Source organism: Alcaligenes sp. MMA, assembly GCF_020907215.1.
Taxonomy (GTDB): Bacteria; Pseudomonadota; Gammaproteobacteria; order Burkholderiales; family Burkholderiaceae_B; genus Alcaligenes; species Alcaligenes aquatilis.
This window is the reverse complement of the sequence record NZ_JAJJPP010000002.1, coordinates 36,860-60,124: the sequence shown is the minus strand read 5'-3', so window position 1 is coordinate 60,124 and position 23,265 is coordinate 36,860. Positions and strand designations below refer to the sequence as shown.

Genomic DNA, 23,265 nt, shown 5'->3' with positions numbered 1-23,265 from the left:
CTTAGGTGCAAGCCTTGGTCGATTTGGAGCGGAACTGGCTGCCCCACCAGAACCCGGCCGACAAGGCAGCCGCACACAACATGCCCAAGGCCAGCAACAGGCCGCTGTCGAACAACAGCGGAGCCACTACACCAGAAACAGTGGCAAACAAGAGCATTTGCCAGGCACTTTGTACCGAGGAAGCCAGACCGCGCATGGTGGGGAAGGTGCCCAAGGTCACCACCGTCATGCCTGGCAAGGCCATCGACATGCCAAAGGCGTACACAAAAATAGGCATCACCGCCCAAGGCACTTCAGCCTGGAACAGCAGGTTATACACGGTGTTAAAGGTTGCACCAGCCAGCATGATGGACAAGCCCAGACGAATCATGCGTGCCGGGGCCAATTTTTCGGCAAAGCGAGCATTCAGAATGGAGCCGCCCAACATACCCCCAATAAAGGGCAGGAACAGCCAGGCAAAGGCGGTTTCTGTCAGACCCAGCACACCAATCACAAAGCTGGCCGCTGACGAAATGTACAAGGCAAAACCACCAAAAGCGAACGCAATGGCCGAGATGGCCAGCACAAACCGGCCATTGCTCAAGGCGCGTGCATAATTGGCCAAAATGACCCACAGTTTCAAGGGCTGGCGCGATGCCACAGGCAAGGTTTCAGGTAGTTGTCGCCAACACAGCGCAATCAGGCCGATGCTCAGTACCGTCAGCATCCAGAACACGGAACGCCAGCCCGAATAGCTGCTTAAATAGCCTCCCATTACCGGAGCAAGAGCGGGCGCCAAACTGAACACCATGGTGATGTGGGCAAACAAGCGCTGGGCCTGCACCCCTTGTACACAGTCGCGCGCCAGGGCCTGACCGACGACCCGCCCCGCACCAGCCGAACAGCCCTGGATCAAACGGAAGAACAACAGCCAAGAAAAGCTAGGGGCCAGCGCCGAGCCCACGGACCCGATCAAGAACAGGATCAGGGAGGCCAGAATCACGGGACGCCGCCCGAAACTGTCGGACAACATGCCCCAGAACAGGCTCATGAAGGCAAAACCAAACAGATACAGACTTAAGGTCTGCTGAACCATTGACTGGTCAACGGAAAATTCAACACCGATGCGGTGAAATGACGGCAGATAGGCATCGGTAGCAAAAGGCCCCAGCATCGCCAACGCCGCCAACACCAAGGTCAGCTTGCGGTAATTCATAGATAGCTTTGGAAAACAGGAGGGCGCCAGAACTGGCGCAGGGATAGGGGCATGGTACCCCTTAACCGGACCGTACGGACATATCCGCACAAGGCGTAGTGTATCAAACGATATAAGCTGGATTAAGCCCGCCTGTTTCTGCTCTCGCTCGCTCGGTAAGGACTAAGACAACTCAGCGTCTGCCCGGCGACGGTGTCCCATAAGCCTCGCGGCTGGTCTGCCCAAAACCGCTTTGATGCAGCAGGCTGCGTTCAATAAAGCGGCTGACTTGAGAGCGCACTTCCGGCAACCACGGACCCTGGTCAAACACTTGCGGGAACTTCATGCTGAACCAGGCATAAAGGCTGATCTGCTTGCTCAACAATTCGGCATCTTCCAGACGGGAGGGGCTGGCAGATTTCAGCCAGGACGGAGCCGGTGGCAAGGCCATGGGGCGTTGTGCCACATAGGCGGACAGGCAACGCTTGAAGTAATCCAGCTCGGTATCTTTATCCACAGACACCGGCGCACACGCAAAGGTGAACTTCTCACGCAGATCCAGCTTGGGTGCCAGACGGTCTACACAAAAGCCCAGTTCAATAGCGTCTTTCAAGCCTGCTGTCTGGAATAAGGGGCTGTCAGAGGCCACTTTTTGCGCAAAATATTGGAGCACTGCGCCAATATTGTTGTTATCCAATAAAGACGCCAGCGCCTGCACGTGCTCAGGGCTGGGTGCAATAGGCAAGCGCAAATCCACGCTGGGGGCTTCGCTCTGCAATTGGGTGCGAATATGATTCAGGTCCTGCTTGTCCATCGCCCCCACATAGCCTTTGGGGTACAGACCGTAGCGGCCTGCCCGTCCGGCAATCTGGCGCACTTCCGTTGCGTTCAGGGCACGCATGGAGCGGCCATCGAACTTGTGCACCGTCGAGAACAAGACGCGGCGAATCGGCAGGTTCAAGCCCATGCCAATCGCATCGGTCGCCACCAGCACATCGGCCTCGCCTTGGGAAAAGCGTTCGGACTCGGTACGGCGCACTTCAGGAGCCAGCGCGCCGTAAATCGTGGCAACTTTCCAGCCTTGGGCGCGGTAACGGGCGCTTAGCGTCAATACGTCCTTACGGGTAAAGGCCACCACCGCATCGCCCTTGGACACGCCCTGAGCCTCGCGTTGACGGTCTTTACGACCTCGCCACGGCGCTTCCTGACGCCCTTGCTTGCCCGTCGCACGCGGCGGGTCTACCGGATAAGGCATGACTTCCAGCGGAGTTTTGCGTTCGGTAAACTCCAGCTCCATGGTCTCTTGCATGGAGCGCACCAGACGCTCACACGGACGCAAAACCGAAGCGTCACCACAGACAAACAGAGTACGGGCTGGCACACCGACCAAGGCCGCCGTCCAGGCCCAGCCACGTTGCTCGTCTTGCAGCATTTGAATCTCGTCCAGGACGGCCACGCGTACTTCCATCGTGGGGTCCATCATCTCGACCGTGCAGGCAGTGTGCTGGGCACCGGGCACCATCACACGTTCTTCGCCCGTCACCAGATTGCAGGGGATACCGGCATTCATCAAGCGGTCGCGCACTTCCATGGCCAGCAGTCGCAACGGCGCCAAATACACGCCGGACCGGGCTTCCATCAGGGCCTCCAAGGCCTCGTGCGTCTTGCCCGAGTTGGTCGGCCCCAAACGGAACACCAGATGGCGACGGATGCCACGGGCCAGGCTGAACATTTCCGGGAAATCGCCCAGGCGCATCAAATCCTGGGCACGTTGCTGCTCCACGCTTTCCAGAATGCGACGCACCGGGCCATTGAGCAGACGTTTCTCAAAATCTCCAGCTTCAATTTCCTTTTGCTCGATGCCCTCTTCCAGAGCCATGCGCAAGGCTTTGGCCAGTTCCAGAAAGGACGAGCCATCAATCAAGGGGCGCTGGGTTTGCAAAAATGCCTCCAGCGAATCTTCCAAGCGCTGGGACAGACGGTTTTGAGCCGCCGTATTGAACAAGACCGTGACACGGGCGGGTAATCTGTCCAGCTCCGAGCCGGTACGTGGCAAAGGCACGGCAGCCTGCATACGCACATTGGCACGCCAGTGCTGGCGCTCCCCCGCTACGGACACATTCACGGCCAGCCACAAATCCTTGTGCCACCACAGGCGCTGCGGATCTTCCGGATCAATGTCGTAATCGCATGCCTCTTGCGTCTTGATCTGATTCAGCACTTGTTGCTGACGCCATTGCGTGCGAGCACGGTCAGCAGCGCGCTGATACTGCACACGTTCACGATTGCTCAAGGTGCTGGCGTGCTGATCGCGCCATTGCTCAATCTGGTTCTGGTCAATGGCCACCAGCAAATCCGGATGATGGGCAATACGATCACGCCCGCCAGCGGCTGCGCCACGCACTTCCAGCTTGGTGCTGGGCAAGCGGCGATCAGCCAGCCACAGCTCGTATTCCTGACGGGTAATACCCAGCAAGGCCATGGTTTCTTCCGAACCGATGCACTCCTGCTCCCAGGCCCAACGCTGCTGGCGTTGCTCGCGCTGACGTTCCTGACGTTGTGCTTGGGCCTGCAACAGAAACTCCTGCTGCTCGGCATCCAGCTTGAACTCTTGAGTCAAGACAGCGGCACTGGCATTGCGGCCATACACGGTCATGAACCAGTGGGCAGGTTCACCGGCTTGCAGGCCCTCAAAGGCCTCCAGGGTGATGCGCTGCGGCTCGCAACCCTGCTCTTTCAGCCAGGCGGTCAACCGCGCCTGGGCTTGATCGAACTTGCGCTGCTTGTCGTTTTGTTCTTTTTGACGGGCTTGCTCACGTTCTTTCTGAGCCTGCTCCCAGCGCTGGGCACGTTGATCGCGATCGCGCTGTTCGGCCTGTAACTGCCACAAATAGGTTTGCGCCAAAGGCAAGGACTGCCAGGCCTGTACCAAAGCCTGCAAGCGCGGACCGCGTTCGGCGTCGGGCCAGTTCTCGCTTAAAGGTAAAGACTGGGAAGCAATCGCTCCGGCCAATTGGCCGCGCTGTTCAAGCAGTTGCTCGCGCAAGGTTTCATACACATCCGCCTCCAGCTTGTCTGCACTCATTTGATAGAGCAAACGCAGGGTACGAATCACGACCTCAGGCACCCCTTGGGACTGCAGGCGCTGGTCCGCATCCTTCAAACCCAGTTCAGCAGCAATGATCTGATTGAAAAAAGCGGCATCCTGCGGCAAGCGCCAGGCTTTCAGCCACAGGCGTCGTATGCCTGCCCGGTCCTGATAACGCGCTTTTTTGGCGACCTGACGAGCCACACCCTCCAGACGCGGATAATCCAGCCATTGGGGATGGAGCAGCAAACCCGCTTGAGTGGGGACGGGGGAATCGGAAACAGACGAAGCGCAACGCGCAGCCATAGGGCGGGGACCTGAAAATACGGGAAGAGGAGAACGAGAAGGGCAGAAAAGCCGGTTCAAGCCAGCATGAGCAGCATTATACGGGTCTGCTCCGGTACGGTCAGAGGATACATGCCATCACCGTGCTGAACGTCTTGGTGGACAAAAAGAAACCGGGCCATCCCAGCACACGATCAAGAAGGAAGCGAGTCAACGCAGGCAGAACAAGTAAACCAAAGCCGAATCGGATGGCTCAGAGCCAAGCACATACGCGGTCAGCCTCGACGCAACCGCAGCGGCGTGTCCAACCAAGTCGGGATAAAAGGTCGCCCAAGGCGTCAGAGACGGCCCCATCGCCTAGCGCGGTAGCAAAACAGCGACACATCTAAACAAAGCCAGCGATACCACTAATCAGCCAACCATTCCAGACAGCCTTGCGGCAAGGCGACCAAACCGGACTGACTGTGATTGCAGCCCGGCACGATGCGAAAACGCGGTTCACCACCTTGTTGTTGCGCCAAAACCTGCGCCAGTTCGCGTGTGCCATCGACCATGCGGCGCGCTTGCAAACGCAAGCGACGCAGCTCGCGCTTGTCCTCGGGCATGGCTTTCTCTGCCGGGCCCAGGCTTTGCTCGAACTCGCCAACGGAGAACTGCACAGGCATCGTCAAAGCGGCTTTGGGCAAGGGTTGAGCAAGCAGTCGAGCCAGATAGCCCTCCCCCCACCAGACCGAGGGGCTGGACACCACCAGCGCATCGAACAATTCCGGCTGCTGATACAGCAGTTGCAAGGCAAACAGGCCTCCCAGGGAATGACCGCCAAGCAAACGCCGTTGCACATTCAAGGGCGCTTGTGCGTAGGCCCAAGGCAAGAACACGTCTTGCATCATGGCCAGAAAATCCGGCGCGTGGCCCGCTTCTCCATTTAGCGCGGGCGTGAAGTCCTGGTCGCGCCAGACCTGCCCGCCATAACCGATCCCCAACACCGCACAGGCTTGTGGAGCCTGCTTTTCACAGGTGGCCAGCACCGCATCAAATTGCGGTAGATCAAGCACACACAGCAATGGCCAGCCATCCGCAGGCGCTGGCGTGTCCGGCCAGGCCAAAGTCAGACGATACTGTCGGCCCAATGGGGAAAGAAAATCCAGGTGTTCAAGCGGCATAAAAGAATCGCGGTCAGCACGTTAAAGGCATCGGTCTACAAGCACAAACAGCCGGCCCGAAGCGGGCTGCTTTTAGTGTTAACAGACCCTAGCCAATGAACTATACTTTCTTTCTATGTAAACGGTTATCATTCAGACTCTTAATGTCCACATCCGCTGTTCCGGCCCCTGCCCTGGCCGACTATCAACATATCCTCAGACGTCGCTGGCTCCTGGTAGGTGCGCTGGTCCTTGTGATTTTGGCCTCGATTGTGGCCGACTTCATGTTGGGGCCGTCGGGCCTTAGCTTGGGTGAGCTAAGCCACGCTCTGTTCTATCCGGAACAGTCCGACCCAACCACCCGCGTCATCGTCTGGGAAATCCGCCTGCCTTACGCCCTGATGGCCATGGCCATTGGTTTAGCGCTGGGGCTGTCCGGCGCGGAAATGCAGACCATCCTGAATAACCCGCTGGCCAGCCCCTTTACCTTGGGGATTTCCTCGGCGGCGGCCTTTGGCGCGTCCTTGGCCATTGTGCTGGACTTGTCGATTCCTGGCATTCCGCAAGCCTGGACCATTGCCGCCAACGCCTTTATTTTTGCCTTGCTGTCCGCCTTTTTGCTCGATGCAGTGGCCCGCTGGGGCGCCATGAGCACCGCCAACCTGGTGCTGTTTGGCATTGCACTGGTGTTCTCCTTTAACGCGTTGGTCTCGCTGGTGCAGTTTGTGGCCAGCGCCGAGGCCCTGCAGGGGCTGGTGTTCTGGACCATGGGTAGCCTGTCACGCTCGTCCTGGGGCAAGGTCGGTATCATGCTGGCGGTGTTTGCGCTGATCCTGCCGCTGTCCCTGCGTGATACCTGGAAGCTGACCGCTTTGCGTCTGGGTGAAGACCGCGCCACCAGCTTTGGTATCAACGTCTCGCGCCTGCGTCTGGTGTCCCTGCTGCGCATCAGCTTGCTGGCCGCGCTGGCCGTTTCCTTTGTGGGCACCATCGGCTTTGTGGGCCTGATTGCCCCGCATATTGCCCGCCGTCTATTTGGTGAAGATCACCGTTTCTACCTGCCCGGCAGTGCGCTGGTCGGGGGGGTGATTCTGTCGCTGGCCTCGATTGCCTCAAAAAACATTGTGCCGGGCATCATCATCCCGGTCGGCATTGTCACCTCGCTGGTGGGTGTGCCCTTCTTCCTGGGCGTTGTGCTGCGCCGCCAAATAAAGTGAACCATGCTTGAAGTCCACGATCTGAGCCTGTCTTACGGCAAACGCGAAATCCTGTCCAAGCTGACCATCGAGCCTTTGCAGCCCGGTCAGTTGGTGGCTTTGCTGGGCCCCAACGGCAGCGGCAAATCCACTCTGCTCAAGTCCCTGGCAGGGTTGCTCAAGCCCACCACCGGCAAGATCTTGCTGGACGGTCAGGAGCTGAGCGGCATCAGCTTCGAGCAGCGTGCCCAAAAAGTGGTGTACCTGCCCCAGTCCCTACCGGCATCGGTCCACCTGCGGGTATTTGAATCCGTGCTGGTGGCGGCCAATGCCTCAGCCCCCGGCGGGCATGCCCGTGATGTGGACCATGAGCACATCATGCATATCCTACAGCGTCTGGGCATTGCACACCTGTCCATGCACTATCTGGACCAGCTCTCAGGCGGCCAGAAGCAACTGGTGGGCCTGGCACAAGCCTTGATTCGCAAGCCGACTTTGCTGCTGCTCGATGAACCCTTGTCCGCCCTGGACCTGAACTATCAATTCCACGTCATGGATTTGCTGGCCCAGGAGACCCACGACAATAATCTGATCACCCTGATCGTGCTGCATGACCTGAACGTGGCCCTGCGCCATAGCGACTATGCGCTGATGATTGAAGGCGGTGGGCTGCTGGCGCAAGGGGAACCGTCCAAAGTCATTACCCCCACCTCGCTGGCCCAGGCCTATGGCGTACGTGCCCGCGTGGAGAGCTGCTCACAAGGCACCTTGCAAATCATCATCGACGGGCTGCAAGAGCCTGTGCTGTGACCTTCGGAGAACCCATGAACATCCTGCGCCACCTACTGTTGTCGCTGACCTTGCTCTTGCCTTTGGGTGTGCAAGCCCAGCCCATCGAAGTTACCGATGCCATGGGTCGTACCGTTACCCTGCCCGGCCCGGCCAAACGTATTGTGCTGACCCAGGCGCGCCATTTTCCGGTATTGGCTTTGGTCCACCCCGAACCCGCCACGCTGATTGCCGGTTGGTCGGACGAATTCAAGACCTCCTTCTCCAACGAATACAACACCTACCTGAAGCGCTACCCACAACTAGCCAATATCCCTATTGTGGGTCGCCATACGGCAGATACCTTTTCGGTCGAGCAAGCCTTGGCTCTGCGTCCGGATCTGGTGGTGCTGACCGCCGCCTTTGCGGGTCTGACACCCGGCCAGGACACACGCGACTCGGCGCTGATCCAGCGCCTTACTGCCGCCAAAGTGCCCGTCATCGTGATCGACTTCTTTGTCAATCCACTGGAGAACACCGTACCCAGCCTGCGCGCATTGGGCTACGCCGTGGGTGAAAAAGAACGCACCGACGATTTCATCCAGTTTTACGAAGAACACATGCAAGGCGTGGCCCAGCGACTGGCTGATCTGCCCAAGGAAGATCACCCGCCCGTTTTTGTCCATGCCCATGCTGGCAGCACGGACTGCTGCAACTCGCCCGGCGCAGGCACCTTCAACGACATGATCACCTATGCAGGCGGCCACAATATTGGTGCCGATGTCCTGAAAAGCGCCACTGGCAAGCTGAACTTTGAATACATCCATTCCCGTGCCCCGGTGGTCTATGTGGCCACCGGCACAGGCGCAGGCAAGCGCACGACCTCCGGTGGCCTGACCATTGGCACGGGCGTCAGCAAAGAGCAGGCTCGTAAAAGCCTGCAAGCCATTATTGACGGCAACCGTCTGCAGGCCTTGCCTGCCGTACGCAGCGGCAATAGCCACGGTATCTGGCACGCCTTTAACGATTCGCCTTTGCACATGATCTTTATCGAAGCACTGGCAAGCTGGATTCACCCGGATCGTTTTGAAGGTGTCTCGGCCCTGAAAACACTAGAGGAAGTGAATCAGCGTTTCCTGACCGTGCCGATGGAAGGCACCTACATGATTGATCTGAAGCCCGCCTCCTAAGCCTTCATGTCTCGTCTGATTCCACTGGAACTGCCGCCTGCGGGCGGCCATCCACATCACGTCTTGCTGCGCCTGCCGGACGAAAAGCCTGCACAAGGCCCCCTGCCTTTGCTGTGCCTGCTCGATGGTCAGTGGACCTTGCCCTTGCTGGAAGAAAGCGGTCACCCCGCCCTGGAACGCTGCGCCATTTTGTCGCTGGGCTATCAAGGCGAACGCGATCAGATCACCCGCTATCGCGCTCTGGATTACACCCCACCCGGCCCGGATGGCGGCTTATGGGAAGACCCGCGTGTTCCTCAGTGGCAAGCCGGTGGCGCCCCAGCCATGATCGAACAAGTACGCATGGCGCTGGCATTGGCCCAAAGGGTAGAACCCGCACTAACCCGTTCGCGTATCAGCCTGTACGGTCATTCCTACGCCGGCTTGTTCGTGCTGTATACCCTTAGCCAGCACAGCCTACCCATTCATCATTACCTGTGCGCCAGCCCTTCTTTGTGGTGGCACAATCCCCTGATCTGGACCTTGCTGGAGCAATTGGGCAAGCCGGTGCAGGTAGATATTCTGGCCGGTGCCTCAGAGGCCTGGTATCCGCTGAGCGCTCAGGCAGCAGGGCCGGACGGACGCAAAAATGGCGTGCCTACCCTGCCCACCATGCAAAAACTGCAAGCGCACCTGCAAGCCCAAGGCATGCAGGCCAAGTTGCATGTTCTGCCCGGAGCCGGTCACGGCCATGTGCTGGCACAAGCCACCCTGCGTGCGCTGGAACTGGCCTGCGGCGCGGCTTAGCCGATTTTTTCTTGCGGGCACTGGGTGCCTTTTCACTTCGTATCCAAGTTTTCCCGCCCTAGGGTAACTCCCCCCATTCGTCCTCTTGTTTTAGGCCTCAACTTCTTTTAGTCTGTATTTATATGCAAGTGCATAGAAATCAAAAAAAGAGATTGGAGACGAATATGAAGGTAGCGGTATTAGGTGGCGGGCACGGTTGTTATGCAGCAGCGGCAGACTTGAGCGAGCAGGGCCACGAAGTACGTTTGTGGCGCCGTGATACGGCTCAGTTGCAGCCCTTGCTGGACCGCCCAGTCATAACACTGAAAGACGAAGCAGGCGAGCGTGACATCCCCATTGCCAAGGTCTGCGCGGATATTGGCCAGGCGATCGCCGGTGCCGATCTGGTACTGATCCCTTCGCCCGCCATTGCACAAACCGATATTGCCCGCGTCATGGCCCCTCACCTGACAGACGGCCAGGTCGTGTTCCTGCCACCGGGCACCTTTGGCTCCTTCATCATGAGCGAGATCGTGCGCGGCACCGGCAACAAGGCCGATGTCAGTTGGGCCGAAACCGGCACCCTGCCCTGGCTGGCCCGCAAGCATGGCGATACCGTCATCAACATCACCACCCGCGCCACCCGCCTGCCTACCGGCGTGTACCCGGCGCGCAATACCGATCACGCCCTGGAGGTGATTGGCAAAGTGTTCCCCAGCGTGGAGCGCTGCGAAGACGCCCTGTCTGGTGCCTTGATGAATGCCGGCCCCATCATCCACCCCCCGCTGATCATGATGAACGCAGGCCCGCTGGAGCATTTCCCGGCCTGGGATATTCATAACGAAGGCACTCAGCCCTCGGTACGTGCCGTGACCACGCAGTTGGACAACGAGCGCATGCGCATTCGTGAAGCGCTGGGCTACGGTGCCCCGCACTTCCCCCTGTCCGACCACTACGAAAACGACCAGTGGATGTATGGCGACCGTTCCTCGCACTCCAAGCTGGTGAAAAGCGGCGACTGGCGCGAGAAGATCGACCTGCACGAGCACCGCTACATGCGTGAGGACACCATGTTGGGTCTGGCCTTCTTCGCTTCCGTGGCGGACTGGGCCGGTGTGGACGCCCCCGTAACCAAGGGCTTGCTGGCGATTGCCGGTGCCATCGTGGGTGAAGATCTGCGCCAGGGCCAACGTACACTGGCCAGCCTGGGTCTGGACACGATGAGCCGCGAGCAATTGCAAGAGATGCTGCACGCCGGGAGAGCCTGATGAGCACGCCCGCCCCGATCCAACGTATCGTTGCGGTGGGCGCAGGTCGCATGGGGCGGGGCATTGCCCTGGCCTATGCGCTGCGCGGCCAAGCCGTGACCTTACTGGATTTCAAACCCCGGCAGCCTGCCGATAGCGCCCGCCTGGAAGCCGAAATACGTCAGGAGTTACGTGCCACGCTGGAACAGTTGGCCGACCTGGGCATGTTCGCCGCCGAGCAAATCGACGGCTATCTGGCCTGCATCGGCGTCGCTCCCTTGAGCGAAGCGGCGCACGTGTTGGGCCAGGCAGATCTGATTTACGAAGGCGTGCCCGAAACCCTAGCAGCCAAGACCGACGCTCTGGGTCGTATCGGTGAACTGGCCCAGCCCGATGCGCTGATCGCCTCCACCACCTCCACCATGCTGGCCTCGGATCTGGCCCCCATGTTGAGCCATCCCGAGCGTTTCCTGAACGCGCACTGGCTCAACCCGGCCTTCCTGATTCCGCTGGTTGAAATCAGCGCCCACCCCGGCACCAGCGAGCAGACCTTGAACCGTCTGCAAAGCAATCTGGAGTCCATCGGCAAAGTGCCCGTAGTCTGTGGCTGCCACCCCGGTTTCATCGTCCCGCGTCTGCAAACCCTGATCATGAACGAGGCCGCTCGCATGGTGGAAGAAGGCGTGGCCAGCGCGGCGGATATTGATAAAGCCACCCGCTACGGCCTGGGCTTTCGCTTTGCCAGCATCGGCGTGCTGGAGTTCATCGACTACGGCGGCAACGACATTCTGTATCACGCCGGACAGTACTTGTCGCAGAACCTGGACCCGGAACGCTACGCCGTACCCGACATCATCACCCGCTATATGGAAAGTGGACGTAACGGTCTGCGTAGCGGACAGGGCTTTCACGAATACCCAGTGGACCAGCAACAGGCATACCGCCGTGACGTGCTGGCCCGCGTACTGGGAATGCTGGATCACATCGGCCTGGCCCCTGCCCGCGCCGAACACCTTGCCAAGGAGACACAGGAATGAAAAAAGACACCCACGCTGCGCCTTCGGCTTGCTGCCCTCCAAGAGGGCACCTTTCATCTTGGGGCGGCCCGGCGATGAAAAAAACCGCTGCGTTGTTGTTTGCCCTGATGAGTTGTCACGGTCTGAGCCAGGCTCAGGAAGTCCCCACCCTGCGGGTAGGCTGGACCATTCCGGGCGAGGAAGCCAAGTATCTGATGGCCAAGCGCCCCGAGCTGTTCCCGCAATTGGGCAAGAAATATCAAATCCAGTGGACCCAGTTCCAGGGCACCTCGCCCATGGTGCAAGCCATGCGGGCCGGTGTATTGGAGTGCTCCACCATGGCCCCCATGTCGCTGGCCAATGGCGCGATTGAAAGCGGTCTGGAAGCCTATATCGTGGCCCAGCACGTGCACTCGGACGATAAGCACTTCTCCGTCTATTGGGCCGTGAAAGAAGACAGCCCGATCAAGACGGCAGCGGACCTGAAAGGCAAGGTCATCGGCACCAACGCCTACGGTGCCGGGGTGTACTTCGACATGCTGCTGTGGCTGCGTCAAAACGGCATTGACCCGGACAAGGATGTGAAAATCGTTGAAACCGGTTTTCCGCCTGCGGCTGACGCCGTTCGCAGTGGCCGCATTGATGCCGGTCCCATGGCCCAACCCTTTGCCCTGCTGAATGAAAAGAAAGGCGGCTTGCGCAAGCTGTTTTCCCTGTCCGAAGTGGCCAGCCCGTCGGTACAAATTTTCGAGGCCTGCAGCAAATCCTATAGCGATGCCAACCCCGAAGTGGTACGCGCCTACGTACAGGATTTGAAAACTGCCATGAGCATGCTCAGCAAGGATCCAGCATTGGCCGTGGAAGTCACCGCCCAAATCACCCGCGCCCCCAAGGACTTGCTAGCCCAATACCTGTTCACCGACAAGGACTTTGCACGTGTGCCCGACATGCAGCCCGATCTGGAGTCCATTCAAGGCACCTATGACCGCTACCACAAGGCCGGTTTCCTGAAAGAAGCCTTGAACGTGCAGGATTTTTACCGGGCTGATTTACGCGAGGCCAAACCATGATTGAACTGGATGGTGTCGGTAAAACCTTTAACACCCGGCAGGGCCACAGCCATACGGCCCTGCAAGACATCGCCCTGAGCATTCCGGCAGGGCGCTTTGTGTCTATTCTGGGACCCAGCGGTTGCGGCAAAAGCACCCTGCTCTATATGTTAGGGGGCTTTGAGTCCTGCTCCAGCGGCCAGATCCGCGTCAAGGGCAAGCCCATTACTGGCCCAGGTCCAGACCGGGGCCCGGTGTTTCAGGAATATGCTCTGTTTCCCTGGAAAACCGTGTTGGGAAACGTGGCCTACGGCATGCGCGAACAAGGCATGCCTAAAGCCCAGGCCGAACAACGCGCCAGCGAATGGTTGGACAAGGTCAAGCTGGGGCCTTACGCCGCCTTCTATCCTCGTGAACTGTCCGGCGGCATGCGTCAGCGCGCGGCCATTGCCCGCACCCTGGCCTATGAGCCGGACATTCTGCTGATGGACGAACCCTTCGGGGCGCTGGATGCCCATACGCGCGTCACCCTGCAAACGGAACTGCTCAGCTTGTGGGAGCAGTTGCGCAATACCGTGGTCTTTGTGACACACGGCGTGGACGAAGCGGTCTTTCTGTCCGATACCGTGATTGTCATGACTGGCTCGCCTGGCCGCATCAAGGAAGTGGTGGAGATTGACTTGCCCCGCCCCCGCATCCGTAGCGAGCTGTTGCGCAATCCGGTCTATCAGGAAACCATTATTCGTCTGGAGCAATCCTTGATGGCGGAGGCCCACCCATGACGCCACAGCACTGGTATGAACATCGCTGGGCCTCTTTGGTCATGGCGGCCATTCTGGTGCTGCTGGCCTGGGCAGGACTGGCCCGTTGGGTAGAGCTGGACTCCTTCCCCAGCCCCTGGGCGGCTCTGGGTGAACTACCCGCCCTGATCAGCGACCCGATGGCCTGGTCGGCCATCCTGCAGTCAGTAGGCCGCATGTTTACGGGCTATGCCCTGGCGCTGGTCGTGGCCGTACCGCTGGGTTTGGCCATGGGCCGCAGCCGCCTGGTCTATACCGCCTTCTATCCCTTGGTGGCCCTGGCTTATCCCATGCCCAAAGCGGCCTTGATGCCAATCTTGATGCTGTGGTTCGGTCTGGGGGATTTCTCCAAAATTCTGGTCATTGCGCTGGGCGTGTCCCTGCCTTTGCTCTATCACAGCTATCACGGTGCAACCCGTATCGAGCCCAAGCTGATCTGGGTGGCCCAGTCCATGGGTATGGGTCCACTGGCCCGTCTGGGCAAGATCGTACTGCCCGCCTCTTTGCCGGAAGTCATGATTGGCTGCCGCGTCGGCGTGGTCATGGCGCTGATCGTGATGGTCTCCTCCGAGATGATTGCGCGTCAGGAAGGCATCGGCAATCTGCTGTTCACCTCCATGGATATGGCGCAGTACTCCACGGTGTATGCAGTCATCATGCTGCTGGCCGTGCTGGGCATTGCCTGCGATGCGCTGTTCGAGTTTGTCCGCAAACGCTGCACGCACTGGCATGACTCCACCCAGGGCCTGATGGACAAAGGATGACGCGATGACCACTAAAACCTTAGCCTCATCGGGACAAGCTATGCGTTCTACTGAAACCCGCCCGGCCAGGCGCCGGGACCTGTCCGGTCTGTCTTTGTGCATCAGCCCGGCCATCTTGCTGATTATCTGGGAGCTGTGTACCCGCTCGGGCTGGGTCAGCCCGCAGTTGTTGCCTGCCCCTTCTGCCATTTTGATGCGGGTATTGGAGCTGGCCGGTCAGGCTGACTTCTGGCAGAACCTGGGCATCACCGTCTACCGTCTGATCAGCGGTTTGCTGATTGCCTGTGTGGCCGGGGTCGCCCTGGCCCTGATTGCCCAACTGACACGCTGGAGCTCGTTTCTGCTGGATGCACTGATCCGTTTGCTGGCCCCTATCCCCAAGATCGCCCTTTACCCGGCACTGATCCTGATCATGGGGTTTGAAAGCGCATCGAAAATTGCCCTGGTGGTTTCAGACGCCATTTTCCCTGTGCTGATGGCCAGTTGGGTGGCGGCGCAAACGGTGGACCGCAAGCTGATCTGGTCGGCACGTGCCGCAGGCACCTCCCGCAGTGCCTGCCTATGGAAAATCATTTTGCCCGCCATCAGCCCGACGGTGCTGGCCGGTGTGCGGGTGGCCGGCGTGATTGCCTGCGTAGTGGTCTTTCTGGCCGAGATGATTGCCTCCACCGACGGTCTGGGCCATATGCTGACCGCCGCCGCTCGCAGTTACCGCACGCTTGATATGTTTGTACCCTTGGTCTGGATCTGTGTGCTGGGCTTCGCACTGAACCTGACCATTGCCGCTTTGCAACGCAAAGTGGATCATGCAAACTAAGTTCCACTCACCGTAAAAACCACCACTTGCCCGGTCTGCTTACAGCGATGACCGGGCTTTGGCAGGCTATCTCAATCATCTGGAACGAGTAGCCTGCTTTTTTTCTGCATCAAGGAAGCCGCTTCACTATGGCCAGCCCCCCTCTGACCGACGCCTATACCGGGCACGATACCTTTATTCCCTATCTGCTCAATCGCAGTACCTCGGCCTTAAATGCTGACTTTCAAACCTTGCTGCGCAGCCATGAACTGACCCTGCTGCATTGGCGCGTGCTGGCTTTTCTGAATGAAACCGATGGACTGGGCGTCAGCACCCTGGCGCAATATACCGATGTCGACCAAACCACCTTGTCACGCGCCCTGGTGGTGATGGAAAACGCGGGCCACCTGTCCCGCCAGCCCGATCCGCTGGACCAGCGTCGTGTGTTGATCCATCTGCATGAGCAAGGTCGGCAGCACTTTTTGCGCGTCCTGCCCGCCGCGCTGGATATTCATCACCGCGCCATTCAGGGCTTTTCGGCTGAGGAACTGGCCCAGCTACGGCAGTTTTTGAACCGCATTCGCGCCAATATCAACGGGGATGGGCGCTAAGCACCCCGCCCCTGCGCCTTTCCTGCAAAGCGTCCACGTGGCCGCTTTGACCTGCCTCACCCCCTGAATCTGCCCCCAATCGAGGCCTGCTGCCCTTGAAGGCCCACGCTTGAAATGGACATTCAAGGGCGATGAGCCTTTATTTACATCAGGAAAGACCATAAAATGATAATGATTAACATTTAGTAGTGCAGCCTCCTGCCTGAAATGTCTACCCAGGCGAACTTGGCTCTCTTACGGAAACAAGCTCTCGTGACTCTCTCCCCTACCCGTGCTGGACGTCGTCAGCTTTTGCTGGCCGCTGCGGCCAGCCCTTTGCTATTTGGCGTACCCCGCCTGCTTCGTGCCCAAGACGGTCCCCTGAAAATTGCCTTGCTGACATCCTTGTCCGGCCCCTTCGCCTCCTTGGGCGAGAGCATGCGCGCCGGTCTGGAGTTGATGCTGCAACAGTGCAATAACGAGATGGGCGGACGCAAGGTGCAGTTGCTGGTCGAGGACGACCACGGCAAACCGGACGAAGCCATCCGTAAAGTGCGCAAGCTGATCGAGCGCGACAAAATCGATGTGTTGGGCGGCGTTATCAGCGCCAATATCGCGCTGGCCATTCGTGACATCGTCCACGATGCGCAACTGCCTACCTTTATTTCCAATGCCGCTGCCAATGGCCTGGCCCGTGAAGCCGCCAGCCCCTACGTGTTCCGCCCCACCAAAACGAGCTGGATGCTGGGTCATACCGGCGCCTTGTGGACCTTCGAGCACGTCGAAAAATCCGGCGGTATCACGCTGGGTTCGGACTACACCGCAGGCCGTGAATACATTGAGGACTTCGCCAACACCTATCAGGAACAAGGCGGCACACTGGGCGAGCGCATCTGGACTCCTTTGGGTACCCCCGACTTCGCGCCTATCCTGATGAATCTGGCCGCCAGCAACCCCAAGTTTGTCTACACATTCCTGGCTGGTGCCGACGCCGTTCGTTTCCACCAGCAAATGCAGGATTACCAACTGCACGGCAAGATCCAGATCGTGGGCCCCGGTGCCCTGTTCGACCAGGAAGATGTGATCACTGCGGTGGGCGAGGCCGCATTGGGTGGCGTCAGTACCTTCCACCAGTCCCCCGACGCTCCGGCTGCCCAGGACTTTGTGGCCGCCTACCAAGCCAGCCGTGGCCGTTTGCCCGGCGAGGCCAGCACCTCCGGTTACGTGACCGGCCAGGTCATCAAGGCCGGTCTGGATGCGGTTAAGGGCGATCTGTCCAACAAGGCCGCCTTCAAGCAAGCCCTGCTGGACAAGCCTATCGACACCGCCTTTGGCCCCATGGCGTTTGACCCACGCAATAACCAGTCCATTCTGGATATTTACGTCAACCGGGTGGAAAAAGACGCGCAAGGTCGCCCCTTTAACACCGTGGTTCATACTTACCAGCGTATCCAGGACCCCGGCCCGCGTTCTTGAGCCACACCTTGTCTTACTACCTGCTTCAAATCCTCAATGCCCTGTCCTTCTCGGCCCTGCTGATGTTGGCGGGGCTGGGGCTGTCTTTAGTGCTCAGCCTGATGAACTTCATCAACCTGACACACGGCTCTTTTTTCCTGCTGGGCGGCTACATCAGTGTCCAATGGCTGGCATCTGGCGCGCCCTGGTGGCTGGCCTTTCCCGCCGCGTTTGTACTGTGTGGACTGATGGGCTTGTTACTGGACCGCTTTCCCTTTCGCCAGTTCTATCAACGCACTCACCTGATGCAGGTGCTGCTGACCTACGGCCTGTCCGTGATTCTGGCCGATTTGATGCGCTGGGGTTTCAGCGCCGACACGCTCTCGCCCATGCTGCCGCAAGTGCTGCGTGGCGGGGTGTGGATCATGGGCCTGCCTTTCCCCACCTATCGCCTGTTCCTGATCGTCACCGGCCTGACACTGACTTTGTTGTTCTGGTTCCTACTGGATCGCACCCTGTGGGGTGCGGCCATTCGCGCTTGCGTACAAGACGCCCAGATTGTCGAGACCCTGGGCCTGAATTCGCGTCGCCTGTTTGCCATCGGCATGGCGCTGGCCGCCGGTCTGGCCGGTTTGGGTGGCGCCTTGGGCGCAGGCATGTTGTCGGTCTACCCCGGTCTGGATGAAGAAATCCTCTTGCTGGCCTTGCTGGTGGTGGTCATTGGTGGCTTGAACTCAGTGCGCGGGACCTTGCTGTGCGCGCTGATTCTGGGTTTCGTCACCACTTTTGCCCGCGTCTGGGTCCCTGCTTTTGCCAATGCCGCTACCCTGGCCGTCATGCTGGGCCTTCTGCTTTGCTGGCCCAATGGCCTGAGCAAATCCGCTACGCGTCAGGTTTAAATGAACAAGCTCAACACCTGCCTGCTACGCACTGGACTTTGGCCCGCTTTGGCCTGCCTGGTCTTGCTCAGCAGCTATTTCTGGGGCGACGCCTTCTTATGGCGCTTTGGCACCGAAGCCCTGCTGATCGGTTGCGCCGTCCTTAGCATCAACCTCTTGATTGGTTACGGTGGTCTGGTCTCTCTGGGCCACGGTGCCGTCTTTGGCTTTGCCGCGTACGCCACTGCCGTCAGCAGTCAATACTGGGGCGCATCCTTGCCCTTGATGCTGCTGGTCGGCATTGCGGCAGGCACCCTGCTGTCCATGTTGATGGCGCTGATCAGCTTGCGCAGTTCCGAGCTGTTTTTCATGGTGGCCACGCTGGTTGCCGGTCAGTTGATCTGGGAAGTGGCATTTCGCTGGCGTGACGTCACCGGTGGTGCAGACGGCCTGCGCGGTTTCCCGCGTCTGAGCCTGGGCGAGTTGCCCCTGAGCGCCCCCTACACCCTGATGATTCTGGCCCTGGTACTGGCGGTGGTCTGCTGGTTGTTGCTGCGCTCCTTCAGCCGCGCCCCGATCGGGTTGGCCTTGACCGGCCTGCGCGACCAGCCCTTGCGCATGGCCGCCCTGGGTTATCAAGCATGGCGCATTCGCCTTTACACATTCATGATTGCGGGTGCGGTAGCGGGTGCGGCTGGCGGCCTGTATCCCTTTGCAAACCAGTACGTCAGCCCACAACAAGTGCATTGGAGTTTCTCGGCCACGCTCATCATCATGGGTGTGATCGGTGGCATACGCACCTGGCGCGGCGCATTCATCGGCGCTACGTTTTATCTGTTTGCCCAGACCTACCTCAGCTCCTACACAGATCGTTGGCAGTTGTTGGTGGGGTTGATCTTTGTGCTGACGGTTCTGTTCATGCCCAACGGTCTGGCTGAGCGGCGCAAGAGGTCCACATGAGCGTGTTACTAAGCACTCGCGAACTGGCCCTGCATGTGGGTGGCCTGGATATCCTGACAGATGTCAGCCTGGAGCTGCGTGCGGGCGAAACCCTGGGGCTGATTGGCCCCAATGGTGCAGGCAAAACCACGCTGTTCAATATCATCAGCGGTTTGACCACGCCATCCAGCGGCCAGGTTTTTCTGGAAGGCAAGGACCTGCGCAGTCTGGGGCCTATTGAGCGCGCCAGGCAAGGTCTGGTGCGCAGCTTTCAGACCAGCCGCATTTTTCCCGAACTGAGCCTGCTGCAAAACCTGGCCCTGGCCGTGCGCATCAAAAAAGGCTGCGGCTATCACTGGTGGGGCCGCAAGTCTGCCCGCAGCGCCAGTCAACAGGCGGCCGAAGCATTGCTGGAGCACAGCGCCCTGGCCGGTCGCGGGCATTTGCTGGCCCGCTCCCTGTCCTATGGCGAGCAACGCATTCTGGATTTGCTGATTGCCCTGGCGCAGCAACCCCGCGTACTCTTGCTGGACGAGCCAACGGCTGGCCTGTCCGAATCCGAATCCCGTGAAGTCATGGCGCTGGTCCATGCCATGCGCGGCCAATGCGCCGTGCTGCTGATAAGCCACGACATCGATATTGTTTTCCAGGAATGTGACCGGATCGCCGTGCTGTCGTCCGGCACCTTGCTGACCTGCGATACCCCGGACGCCGTGCGCCAGCACGCTGGCGCGCGCCAGGCCTATCTGGGTGAACTGGCTTTGGAGACCGCATGAGCACAGCGCTGAACATCTCAGGCCTGCATGCACACTACGATCGGGCCGACATTTTGCAAGAAATTTCGCTGGATATTCCCGTCGGACAAAGCGTAGCCCTGCTGGGCCGCAACGGTGCCGGAAAAACCAGTCTGCTGCACTGCCTGTTCAATATGGGCCCGCAATGGAGTGGGCAAATCCATGTGCATGGTCAAAACATTACGGGTTGGCCTACCCACAAAATCGCCCTGCTAGGCATGGCGCTGGTGCCACAAGGCCGGGGCCGTTTTCCGACATTGACGGTACAGGAAAGCCTGCGTCTGGCCGGGCTGGCCCGCCGTCCACGCTCGGATGATCGCTGGACGCTGAACAGCATTTATGAATCCATGCCGCGTCTGTACGAGCGCCGCCAGTCCTCCTGCTCCGCCTTGAGTGGTGGCGAACGGCAATTACTGGCACTGGCCCGCGCCCTGCTGACACAGTCCTCCATTATTGTTCTGGACGAACCCAGCGAAGGCCTGGCCCCCATGACGATTCAGGACACCTTGCTGCCGCAGTTGCAAGCACTGAACGAACAAGGCATTACCGTGCTGATTGCCGAACAGAATTTAAGCCTGGCTCTGCAATTGGCGGATCGAGCCTTGTTGCTGGGCAATGGTCAGTTGGTTTACGACGGCCCTGCCGAACAGTTGCGCCAGGACGCCGCCCTTTTGCAACGCCATTTGGGACTTTGACATGCTGGCTGTGTACAGCTTGTCGCTTCCCCTGCCTGTAGGTATGGAATCCTGGTTACGAAGCCAGATCCCGGACAGCACCCTGGCCGTGATTGCCCGCCGCAAGCGTCAGTCAGATCAGCACTTAAGCCTGCTGGCCCACGGTGCCCTGCGCCATTTTCTGGCGCCTTTGCTGGGGTGTACGCCACGCGCCGTCCCCATTACTACGCTGGAACATGGCAAGCCGGTGCTGGATCTGGACGATACCGATCTGCACTTTAGCCTGTCGCACAGCGGCGAGCGCGTGCTGATTGGCATGGCCGACCGAATCATCGGCGTGGACATAGAAGCCATGCGCCTGCCCGTCAAACCAGGGTTGGTCGAACATTGCAGTGTGCCGTCCGAACGCAGTTGGTTAAAATGTGATCTGGATTTTTATGCGCTGTGGTGTGGAAAGGAAGCAGCCCTGAAACAGGCGGGCACCGGTTTTCATATTCAGCCTCAAGAGTTATCCTTGAACGGCCATCCGGATTACGGATGCACCGTACAATCCCCCCATCCCATCTTGCAAGATTTGGTGGTGCACAGTCACCGGCCAGTAGAAAACTATGCCGCTGCGATCTGCCTGAACACCCCTTTTGCTCCGTGGACGGTCAGCTTGCTGGACAGTGTTGAACTGCCTGACACCAAGCTGACTTAGCACGAGTAAATCTGACAAGCCTACTTATTTATGTAATAGTTCTCATTACCATGATGAAATCTATTCCTGTTGAACAAATTTGGCCTGACGCCTTTGCCCAGCGCTATCGCGATGCCGGACACTGGCAAGGGGAAACGTTTGGGGCCTTGTTGCGCACGCGCGCACAAAACCACCCGGAACGTGAAGCCGTTGTTGGCGGCACCCAACGCTGGACCTATGGCGCGCTGGATCAGTACGCCAGCCAAATCGCAGCGGGCCTGCTGCAAGCCGGTCTGCGCAAGGGTGATCGGGTTCTGGTACACCTGCCCAACATCCCTGAATTTGTCAGCGTGATCTTTGGCCTGTTCCGTGCTGGTCTCCTGCCCGTGTATGCCCTGCCAGCGCACCGCATTACCGAAGTCGAGCATTTTGCCAATACCGCCCAGGCACGCGCCTATATCGGTGTCGATACGCATGCCGGTTTTGACTATCTGCCCTTGGTGCGCGAGCTGCGTGAACGCTGCCCGCATGTAGAACAGGTTTACATCGTGGGCGATGCGCAGGAATACACCTCGCTTGCCCAGTTGCAAAGCAGTGCGGCCAATGTGGACGTGCCCGTATCAGCAGCCCAGCCTTCTGACGTGGCTTTCCTGCAAATTTCAGGTGGCAGCACCGGCTTGTCCAAGCTGATTCCCCGCACGCACGACGACTACATCTACACCTTGCGTGAAAGCGCCAAGATTGCCGGTCTGAACGAAAACAGCGTGTTCCTGGGCGCCTTGCCCATTGCACACAACTTCCCCATGAGCTCACCCGGTTTCCTGGGTGCGCTGTACGCCGGTGCCAAAGTGGTGCTCAGTCCCGCCCCCAGCCCGGACGTTTGCTTTGAGCTGATCGAACGCGAAGGCGTGACCGACACCAGCCTGGTCCCCCCACTGCTGATGCTGTGGATGGATGCGGCCACCAAGACCCATGCCAATCTGGAGTCGCTGCAAGTGATTCAGGTGGGCGGTGCCAAGCTGAACGCCGAAGCCGCCAAGCGCGTGCGCCCCACGCTGGGCGTGACCTTGCAGCAGGTGTTTGGCATGGCCGAAGGTCTGGTGAACTACACCCGCCTGGACGACCCCGAGGACATCATCATCAACACTCAGGGCCGCCCTATCAGCCCGGACGATGAAATCCTGATCGTAGACGACAACGGTGACCCGGTCGCCCCTGGCGAAACCGGCTACCTGCTGACTCGTGGCCCCTACACGATCCGCGCCTATCACAACAACCCGTCGGCCAATGCCCGCTCCTTTACCAAGGACGGTTTTTACCGCACAGGCGACGTGGTACGCATGACGCCCGAAGGCTATTTGATGGTTCAGGGCCGTGCCACTGACCACATCAACCGCGCTGGCGAGAAAATCTCCGCCGAGGAAATTGAAGATCATCTGCTGGCCCACCCGCAGGTCTTTGACGCTGCCGTGGTGTCGGTGCCCGACGAGTTCCTGGGCGAGCGCAGTTGCGCCTTCATCATTCCCAAGGATGACAAGCCACGCGCGATTGAACTGAAGAAATGGATACGCAGCCGTGGTCTGGCCGACTTCAAAGTACCGGACCAAATCGTGTTTGTAGATCGTTTCATGGAAACGGCGGCCTTGAAGATCAGCCGCAAAGAACTGCGCGCCCAGTTGCGCGAGCAATTAGAAAACACAACGCAAGAATCATCATGAGTACTCCCCTTACCCTGGAACGCATGCGGCAAGACATTGCCGCCATGTTGCATGAAGACCCGCAGGACATCCTGGACGACGACAATCTGATCGATCTGGGCCTGGATTCCATGCGCGTCATGACCCTGGCCACCCGCTGGCGCGAGGCCGGCGCTCCTATCGAGTTTTCCGAAATGGCCTCGGTTGTCACCCTGGGCCAATGGTGGTCGCTGATCGAGCGTGCCCAACAAAACGGCCGCTGATTTTCTTACTGCAACA

At 59.2% G+C, this 23,265-nt stretch carries 22 protein-coding genes; 19 read left to right on the top strand and 3 right to left on the bottom strand.

The window, feature by feature from the left end; genetic code table 11:
• Nucleotide 1: 1 nt before the first annotated feature.
• The 3 genes from LNA76_RS08720 to LNA76_RS08710 all read right to left on the bottom strand — a co-directional run bounded on the left by LNA76_RS08720 (nucleotide 2) and on the right by LNA76_RS08710 (nucleotide 5,710).
• Nucleotides 2–1,195 (bottom strand): multidrug effflux MFS transporter, encoded by a 1,194-nt coding sequence (locus LNA76_RS08720; RefSeq protein ID WP_094195387.1) that lies wholly within the window; start codon nucleotides 1,193–1,195, stop codon nucleotides 2–4.
• 172 nt (nucleotides 1,196–1,367) lie between these two features.
• Complete coding sequence (locus LNA76_RS08715) at nucleotides 1,368–4,568, bottom strand: SUV3 family DEAD/DEAH box RNA helicase (protein WP_230018875.1); 3,201 nt, start codon at nucleotides 4,566–4,568, stop codon at nucleotides 1,368–1,370.
• Between the two features lie 386 nt (nucleotides 4,569–4,954).
• Nucleotides 4,955–5,710, bottom strand: coding sequence for an alpha/beta hydrolase (locus LNA76_RS08710; RefSeq protein WP_230018874.1), 756 nt, complete (start codon nucleotides 5,708–5,710; stop codon nucleotides 4,955–4,957).
• Between the two features lie 143 nt (nucleotides 5,711–5,853).
• On the opposite strand from LNA76_RS08710, the gene LNA76_RS08705 reads away from it, so the two are divergent.
• From LNA76_RS08705 to LNA76_RS08615, 19 genes are all read left to right on the top strand, one after another.
• A complete protein-coding gene (locus LNA76_RS08705; protein ID WP_094195385.1) occupies nucleotides 5,854–6,906 on the top strand; it encodes a FecCD family ABC transporter permease in 1,053 nt (350 codons plus the stop codon).
• A 3-nt stretch (nucleotides 6,907–6,909) separates the two neighbouring features.
• Nucleotides 6,910–7,695, top strand: coding sequence for an ABC transporter ATP-binding protein (locus LNA76_RS08700; protein ID WP_125277331.1), 786 nt, complete (start codon nucleotides 6,910–6,912; stop codon nucleotides 7,693–7,695).
• Nucleotides 7,696–7,709: 14 nt separating this feature from the next.
• A complete protein-coding gene (locus LNA76_RS08695) occupies nucleotides 7,710–8,843 on the top strand; it encodes an ABC transporter substrate-binding protein (RefSeq protein WP_230018873.1) in 1,134 nt (377 codons plus the stop codon).
• Nucleotides 8,844–8,849: 6 nt separating this feature from the next.
• Nucleotides 8,850–9,629, top strand: coding sequence for an alpha/beta hydrolase (locus LNA76_RS08690; protein WP_230018872.1), 780 nt, complete (start codon nucleotides 8,850–8,852; stop codon nucleotides 9,627–9,629).
• A gap of 164 nt (nucleotides 9,630–9,793) precedes the next feature.
• The gene (locus tag LNA76_RS08685; RefSeq protein WP_230018870.1) at nucleotides 9,794–10,876 is read left to right on the top strand and encodes an NAD/NADP-dependent octopine/nopaline dehydrogenase family protein; all 1,083 of its coding nucleotides are present in this window, start codon (nucleotides 9,794–9,796) and stop codon (nucleotides 10,874–10,876) included.
• On the top strand, nucleotides 10,876–11,892 hold the full coding sequence (locus LNA76_RS08680) for a 3-hydroxybutyryl-CoA dehydrogenase (RefSeq protein ID WP_230018869.1): 1,017 nt from the start codon (nucleotides 10,876–10,878) through the stop codon (nucleotides 11,890–11,892). Before LNA76_RS08685 ends, LNA76_RS08680 begins: the two co-directional genes overlap by 1 nt.
• A 74-nt stretch (nucleotides 11,893–11,966) precedes the next feature.
• Nucleotides 11,967–12,941 carry an ABC transporter substrate-binding protein gene (locus LNA76_RS08675; protein WP_230018868.1) on the top strand — a complete coding sequence of 325 codons (975 nt, stop codon included), beginning with the start codon at nucleotides 11,967–11,969 and terminating at the stop codon, nucleotides 12,939–12,941.
• Nucleotides 12,938–13,702: an ABC transporter ATP-binding protein gene (locus LNA76_RS08670; RefSeq protein ID WP_094195378.1), complete on the top strand. Its 765-nt coding sequence runs from the start codon at nucleotides 12,938–12,940 to the stop codon at nucleotides 13,700–13,702. Before LNA76_RS08675 ends, LNA76_RS08670 begins: the two co-directional genes overlap by 4 nt.
• Nucleotides 13,699–14,484 carry an ABC transporter permease gene (locus LNA76_RS08665; RefSeq protein ID WP_230018867.1) on the top strand — a complete coding sequence of 262 codons (786 nt, stop codon included), beginning with the start codon at nucleotides 13,699–13,701 and terminating at the stop codon, nucleotides 14,482–14,484. Before LNA76_RS08670 ends, LNA76_RS08665 begins: the two co-directional genes overlap by 4 nt.
• 40 nt (nucleotides 14,485–14,524) lie before the next feature.
• Nucleotides 14,525–15,301: an ABC transporter permease gene (locus tag LNA76_RS08660; RefSeq protein WP_230018866.1), complete on the top strand. Its 777-nt coding sequence runs from the start codon at nucleotides 14,525–14,527 to the stop codon at nucleotides 15,299–15,301.
• Nucleotides 15,302–15,429: 128 nt separating this feature from the next.
• The gene (locus tag LNA76_RS08655) at nucleotides 15,430–15,891 is read left to right on the top strand and encodes a MarR family winged helix-turn-helix transcriptional regulator (protein WP_094195376.1); all 462 of its coding nucleotides are present in this window, start codon (nucleotides 15,430–15,432) and stop codon (nucleotides 15,889–15,891) included.
• Between the two features lie 252 nt (nucleotides 15,892–16,143).
• Nucleotides 16,144–17,346 (top strand): ABC transporter substrate-binding protein, encoded by a 1,203-nt coding sequence (locus LNA76_RS08650; RefSeq protein WP_230018865.1) that lies wholly within the window; start codon nucleotides 16,144–16,146, stop codon nucleotides 17,344–17,346.
• The gene (locus tag LNA76_RS08645; protein WP_230018863.1) at nucleotides 17,343–18,224 is read left to right on the top strand and encodes a branched-chain amino acid ABC transporter permease; all 882 of its coding nucleotides are present in this window, start codon (nucleotides 17,343–17,345) and stop codon (nucleotides 18,222–18,224) included. Before LNA76_RS08650 ends, LNA76_RS08645 begins: the two co-directional genes overlap by 4 nt.
• A complete protein-coding gene (locus tag LNA76_RS08640; protein WP_125277325.1) occupies nucleotides 18,225–19,163 on the top strand; it encodes a branched-chain amino acid ABC transporter permease in 939 nt (312 codons plus the stop codon).
• Nucleotides 19,160–19,918, top strand: a complete 759-nt coding sequence (locus tag LNA76_RS08635) for an ABC transporter ATP-binding protein (RefSeq protein ID WP_230018861.1) — start codon at nucleotides 19,160–19,162, stop codon at nucleotides 19,916–19,918. Before LNA76_RS08640 ends, LNA76_RS08635 begins: the two co-directional genes overlap by 4 nt.
• Nucleotides 19,915–20,631 carry an ABC transporter ATP-binding protein gene (locus LNA76_RS08630; protein ID WP_230018859.1) on the top strand — a complete coding sequence of 239 codons (717 nt, stop codon included), beginning with the start codon at nucleotides 19,915–19,917 and terminating at the stop codon, nucleotides 20,629–20,631. The genes LNA76_RS08635 and LNA76_RS08630 overlap by 4 nt, the downstream gene beginning before the upstream one ends.
• A gap of 1 nt (nucleotide 20,632) precedes the next feature.
• Nucleotides 20,633–21,310 (top strand): 4'-phosphopantetheinyl transferase family protein, encoded by a 678-nt coding sequence (locus LNA76_RS08625; RefSeq protein ID WP_230018857.1) that lies wholly within the window; start codon nucleotides 20,633–20,635, stop codon nucleotides 21,308–21,310.
• Between the two features lie 50 nt (nucleotides 21,311–21,360).
• A complete protein-coding gene (locus tag LNA76_RS08620; protein WP_125277321.1) occupies nucleotides 21,361–23,007 on the top strand; it encodes a (2,3-dihydroxybenzoyl)adenylate synthase in 1,647 nt (548 codons plus the stop codon).
• Nucleotides 23,004–23,249 carry a phosphopantetheine-binding protein gene (locus LNA76_RS08615; protein ID WP_108728279.1) on the top strand — a complete coding sequence of 82 codons (246 nt, stop codon included), beginning with the start codon at nucleotides 23,004–23,006 and terminating at the stop codon, nucleotides 23,247–23,249. The genes LNA76_RS08620 and LNA76_RS08615 overlap by 4 nt, the downstream gene beginning before the upstream one ends.
• Nucleotides 23,250–23,265 lie beyond the last annotated feature (16 nt).

Coding starts and splice junctions, on each gene's coding strand:
- LNA76_RS08720 (WP_094195387.1), bottom strand. CDS start 1,195: ATGAATTACCGCAAGCTGACCTTGGTGTTGGCGGCGTTGGCGATGCTG.
- LNA76_RS08715 (WP_230018875.1), bottom strand. CDS start 4,568: ATGGCTGCGCGTTGCGCTTCGTCTGTTTCCGATTCCCCCGTCCCCACT.
- LNA76_RS08710 (WP_230018874.1), bottom strand. CDS start 5,710: ATGCCGCTTGAACACCTGGATTTTCTTTCCCCATTGGGCCGACAGTAT.
- LNA76_RS08705 (WP_094195385.1), top strand. CDS start 5,854: ATGTCCACATCCGCTGTTCCGGCCCCTGCCCTGGCCGACTATCAACAT.
- LNA76_RS08700 (WP_125277331.1), top strand. CDS start 6,910: ATGCTTGAAGTCCACGATCTGAGCCTGTCTTACGGCAAACGCGAAATC.
- LNA76_RS08695 (WP_230018873.1), top strand. CDS start 7,710: ATGAACATCCTGCGCCACCTACTGTTGTCGCTGACCTTGCTCTTGCCT.
- LNA76_RS08690 (WP_230018872.1), top strand. CDS start 8,850: ATGTCTCGTCTGATTCCACTGGAACTGCCGCCTGCGGGCGGCCATCCA.
- LNA76_RS08685 (WP_230018870.1), top strand. CDS start 9,794: ATGAAGGTAGCGGTATTAGGTGGCGGGCACGGTTGTTATGCAGCAGCG.
- LNA76_RS08680 (WP_230018869.1), top strand. CDS start 10,876: ATGAGCACGCCCGCCCCGATCCAACGTATCGTTGCGGTGGGCGCAGGT.
- LNA76_RS08675 (WP_230018868.1), top strand. CDS start 11,967: ATGAAAAAAACCGCTGCGTTGTTGTTTGCCCTGATGAGTTGTCACGGT.
- LNA76_RS08670 (WP_094195378.1), top strand. CDS start 12,938: ATGATTGAACTGGATGGTGTCGGTAAAACCTTTAACACCCGGCAGGGC.
- LNA76_RS08665 (WP_230018867.1), top strand. CDS start 13,699: ATGACGCCACAGCACTGGTATGAACATCGCTGGGCCTCTTTGGTCATG.
- LNA76_RS08660 (WP_230018866.1), top strand. CDS start 14,525: ATGCGTTCTACTGAAACCCGCCCGGCCAGGCGCCGGGACCTGTCCGGT.
- LNA76_RS08655 (WP_094195376.1), top strand. CDS start 15,430: ATGGCCAGCCCCCCTCTGACCGACGCCTATACCGGGCACGATACCTTT.
- LNA76_RS08640 (WP_125277325.1), top strand. CDS start 18,225: ATGAACAAGCTCAACACCTGCCTGCTACGCACTGGACTTTGGCCCGCT.
- LNA76_RS08635 (WP_230018861.1), top strand. CDS start 19,160: ATGAGCGTGTTACTAAGCACTCGCGAACTGGCCCTGCATGTGGGTGGC.
- LNA76_RS08630 (WP_230018859.1), top strand. CDS start 19,915: ATGAGCACAGCGCTGAACATCTCAGGCCTGCATGCACACTACGATCGG.
- LNA76_RS08625 (WP_230018857.1), top strand. CDS start 20,633: ATGCTGGCTGTGTACAGCTTGTCGCTTCCCCTGCCTGTAGGTATGGAA.
- LNA76_RS08620 (WP_125277321.1), top strand. CDS start 21,361: ATGATGAAATCTATTCCTGTTGAACAAATTTGGCCTGACGCCTTTGCC.
- LNA76_RS08615 (WP_108728279.1), top strand. CDS start 23,004: ATGAGTACTCCCCTTACCCTGGAACGCATGCGGCAAGACATTGCCGCC.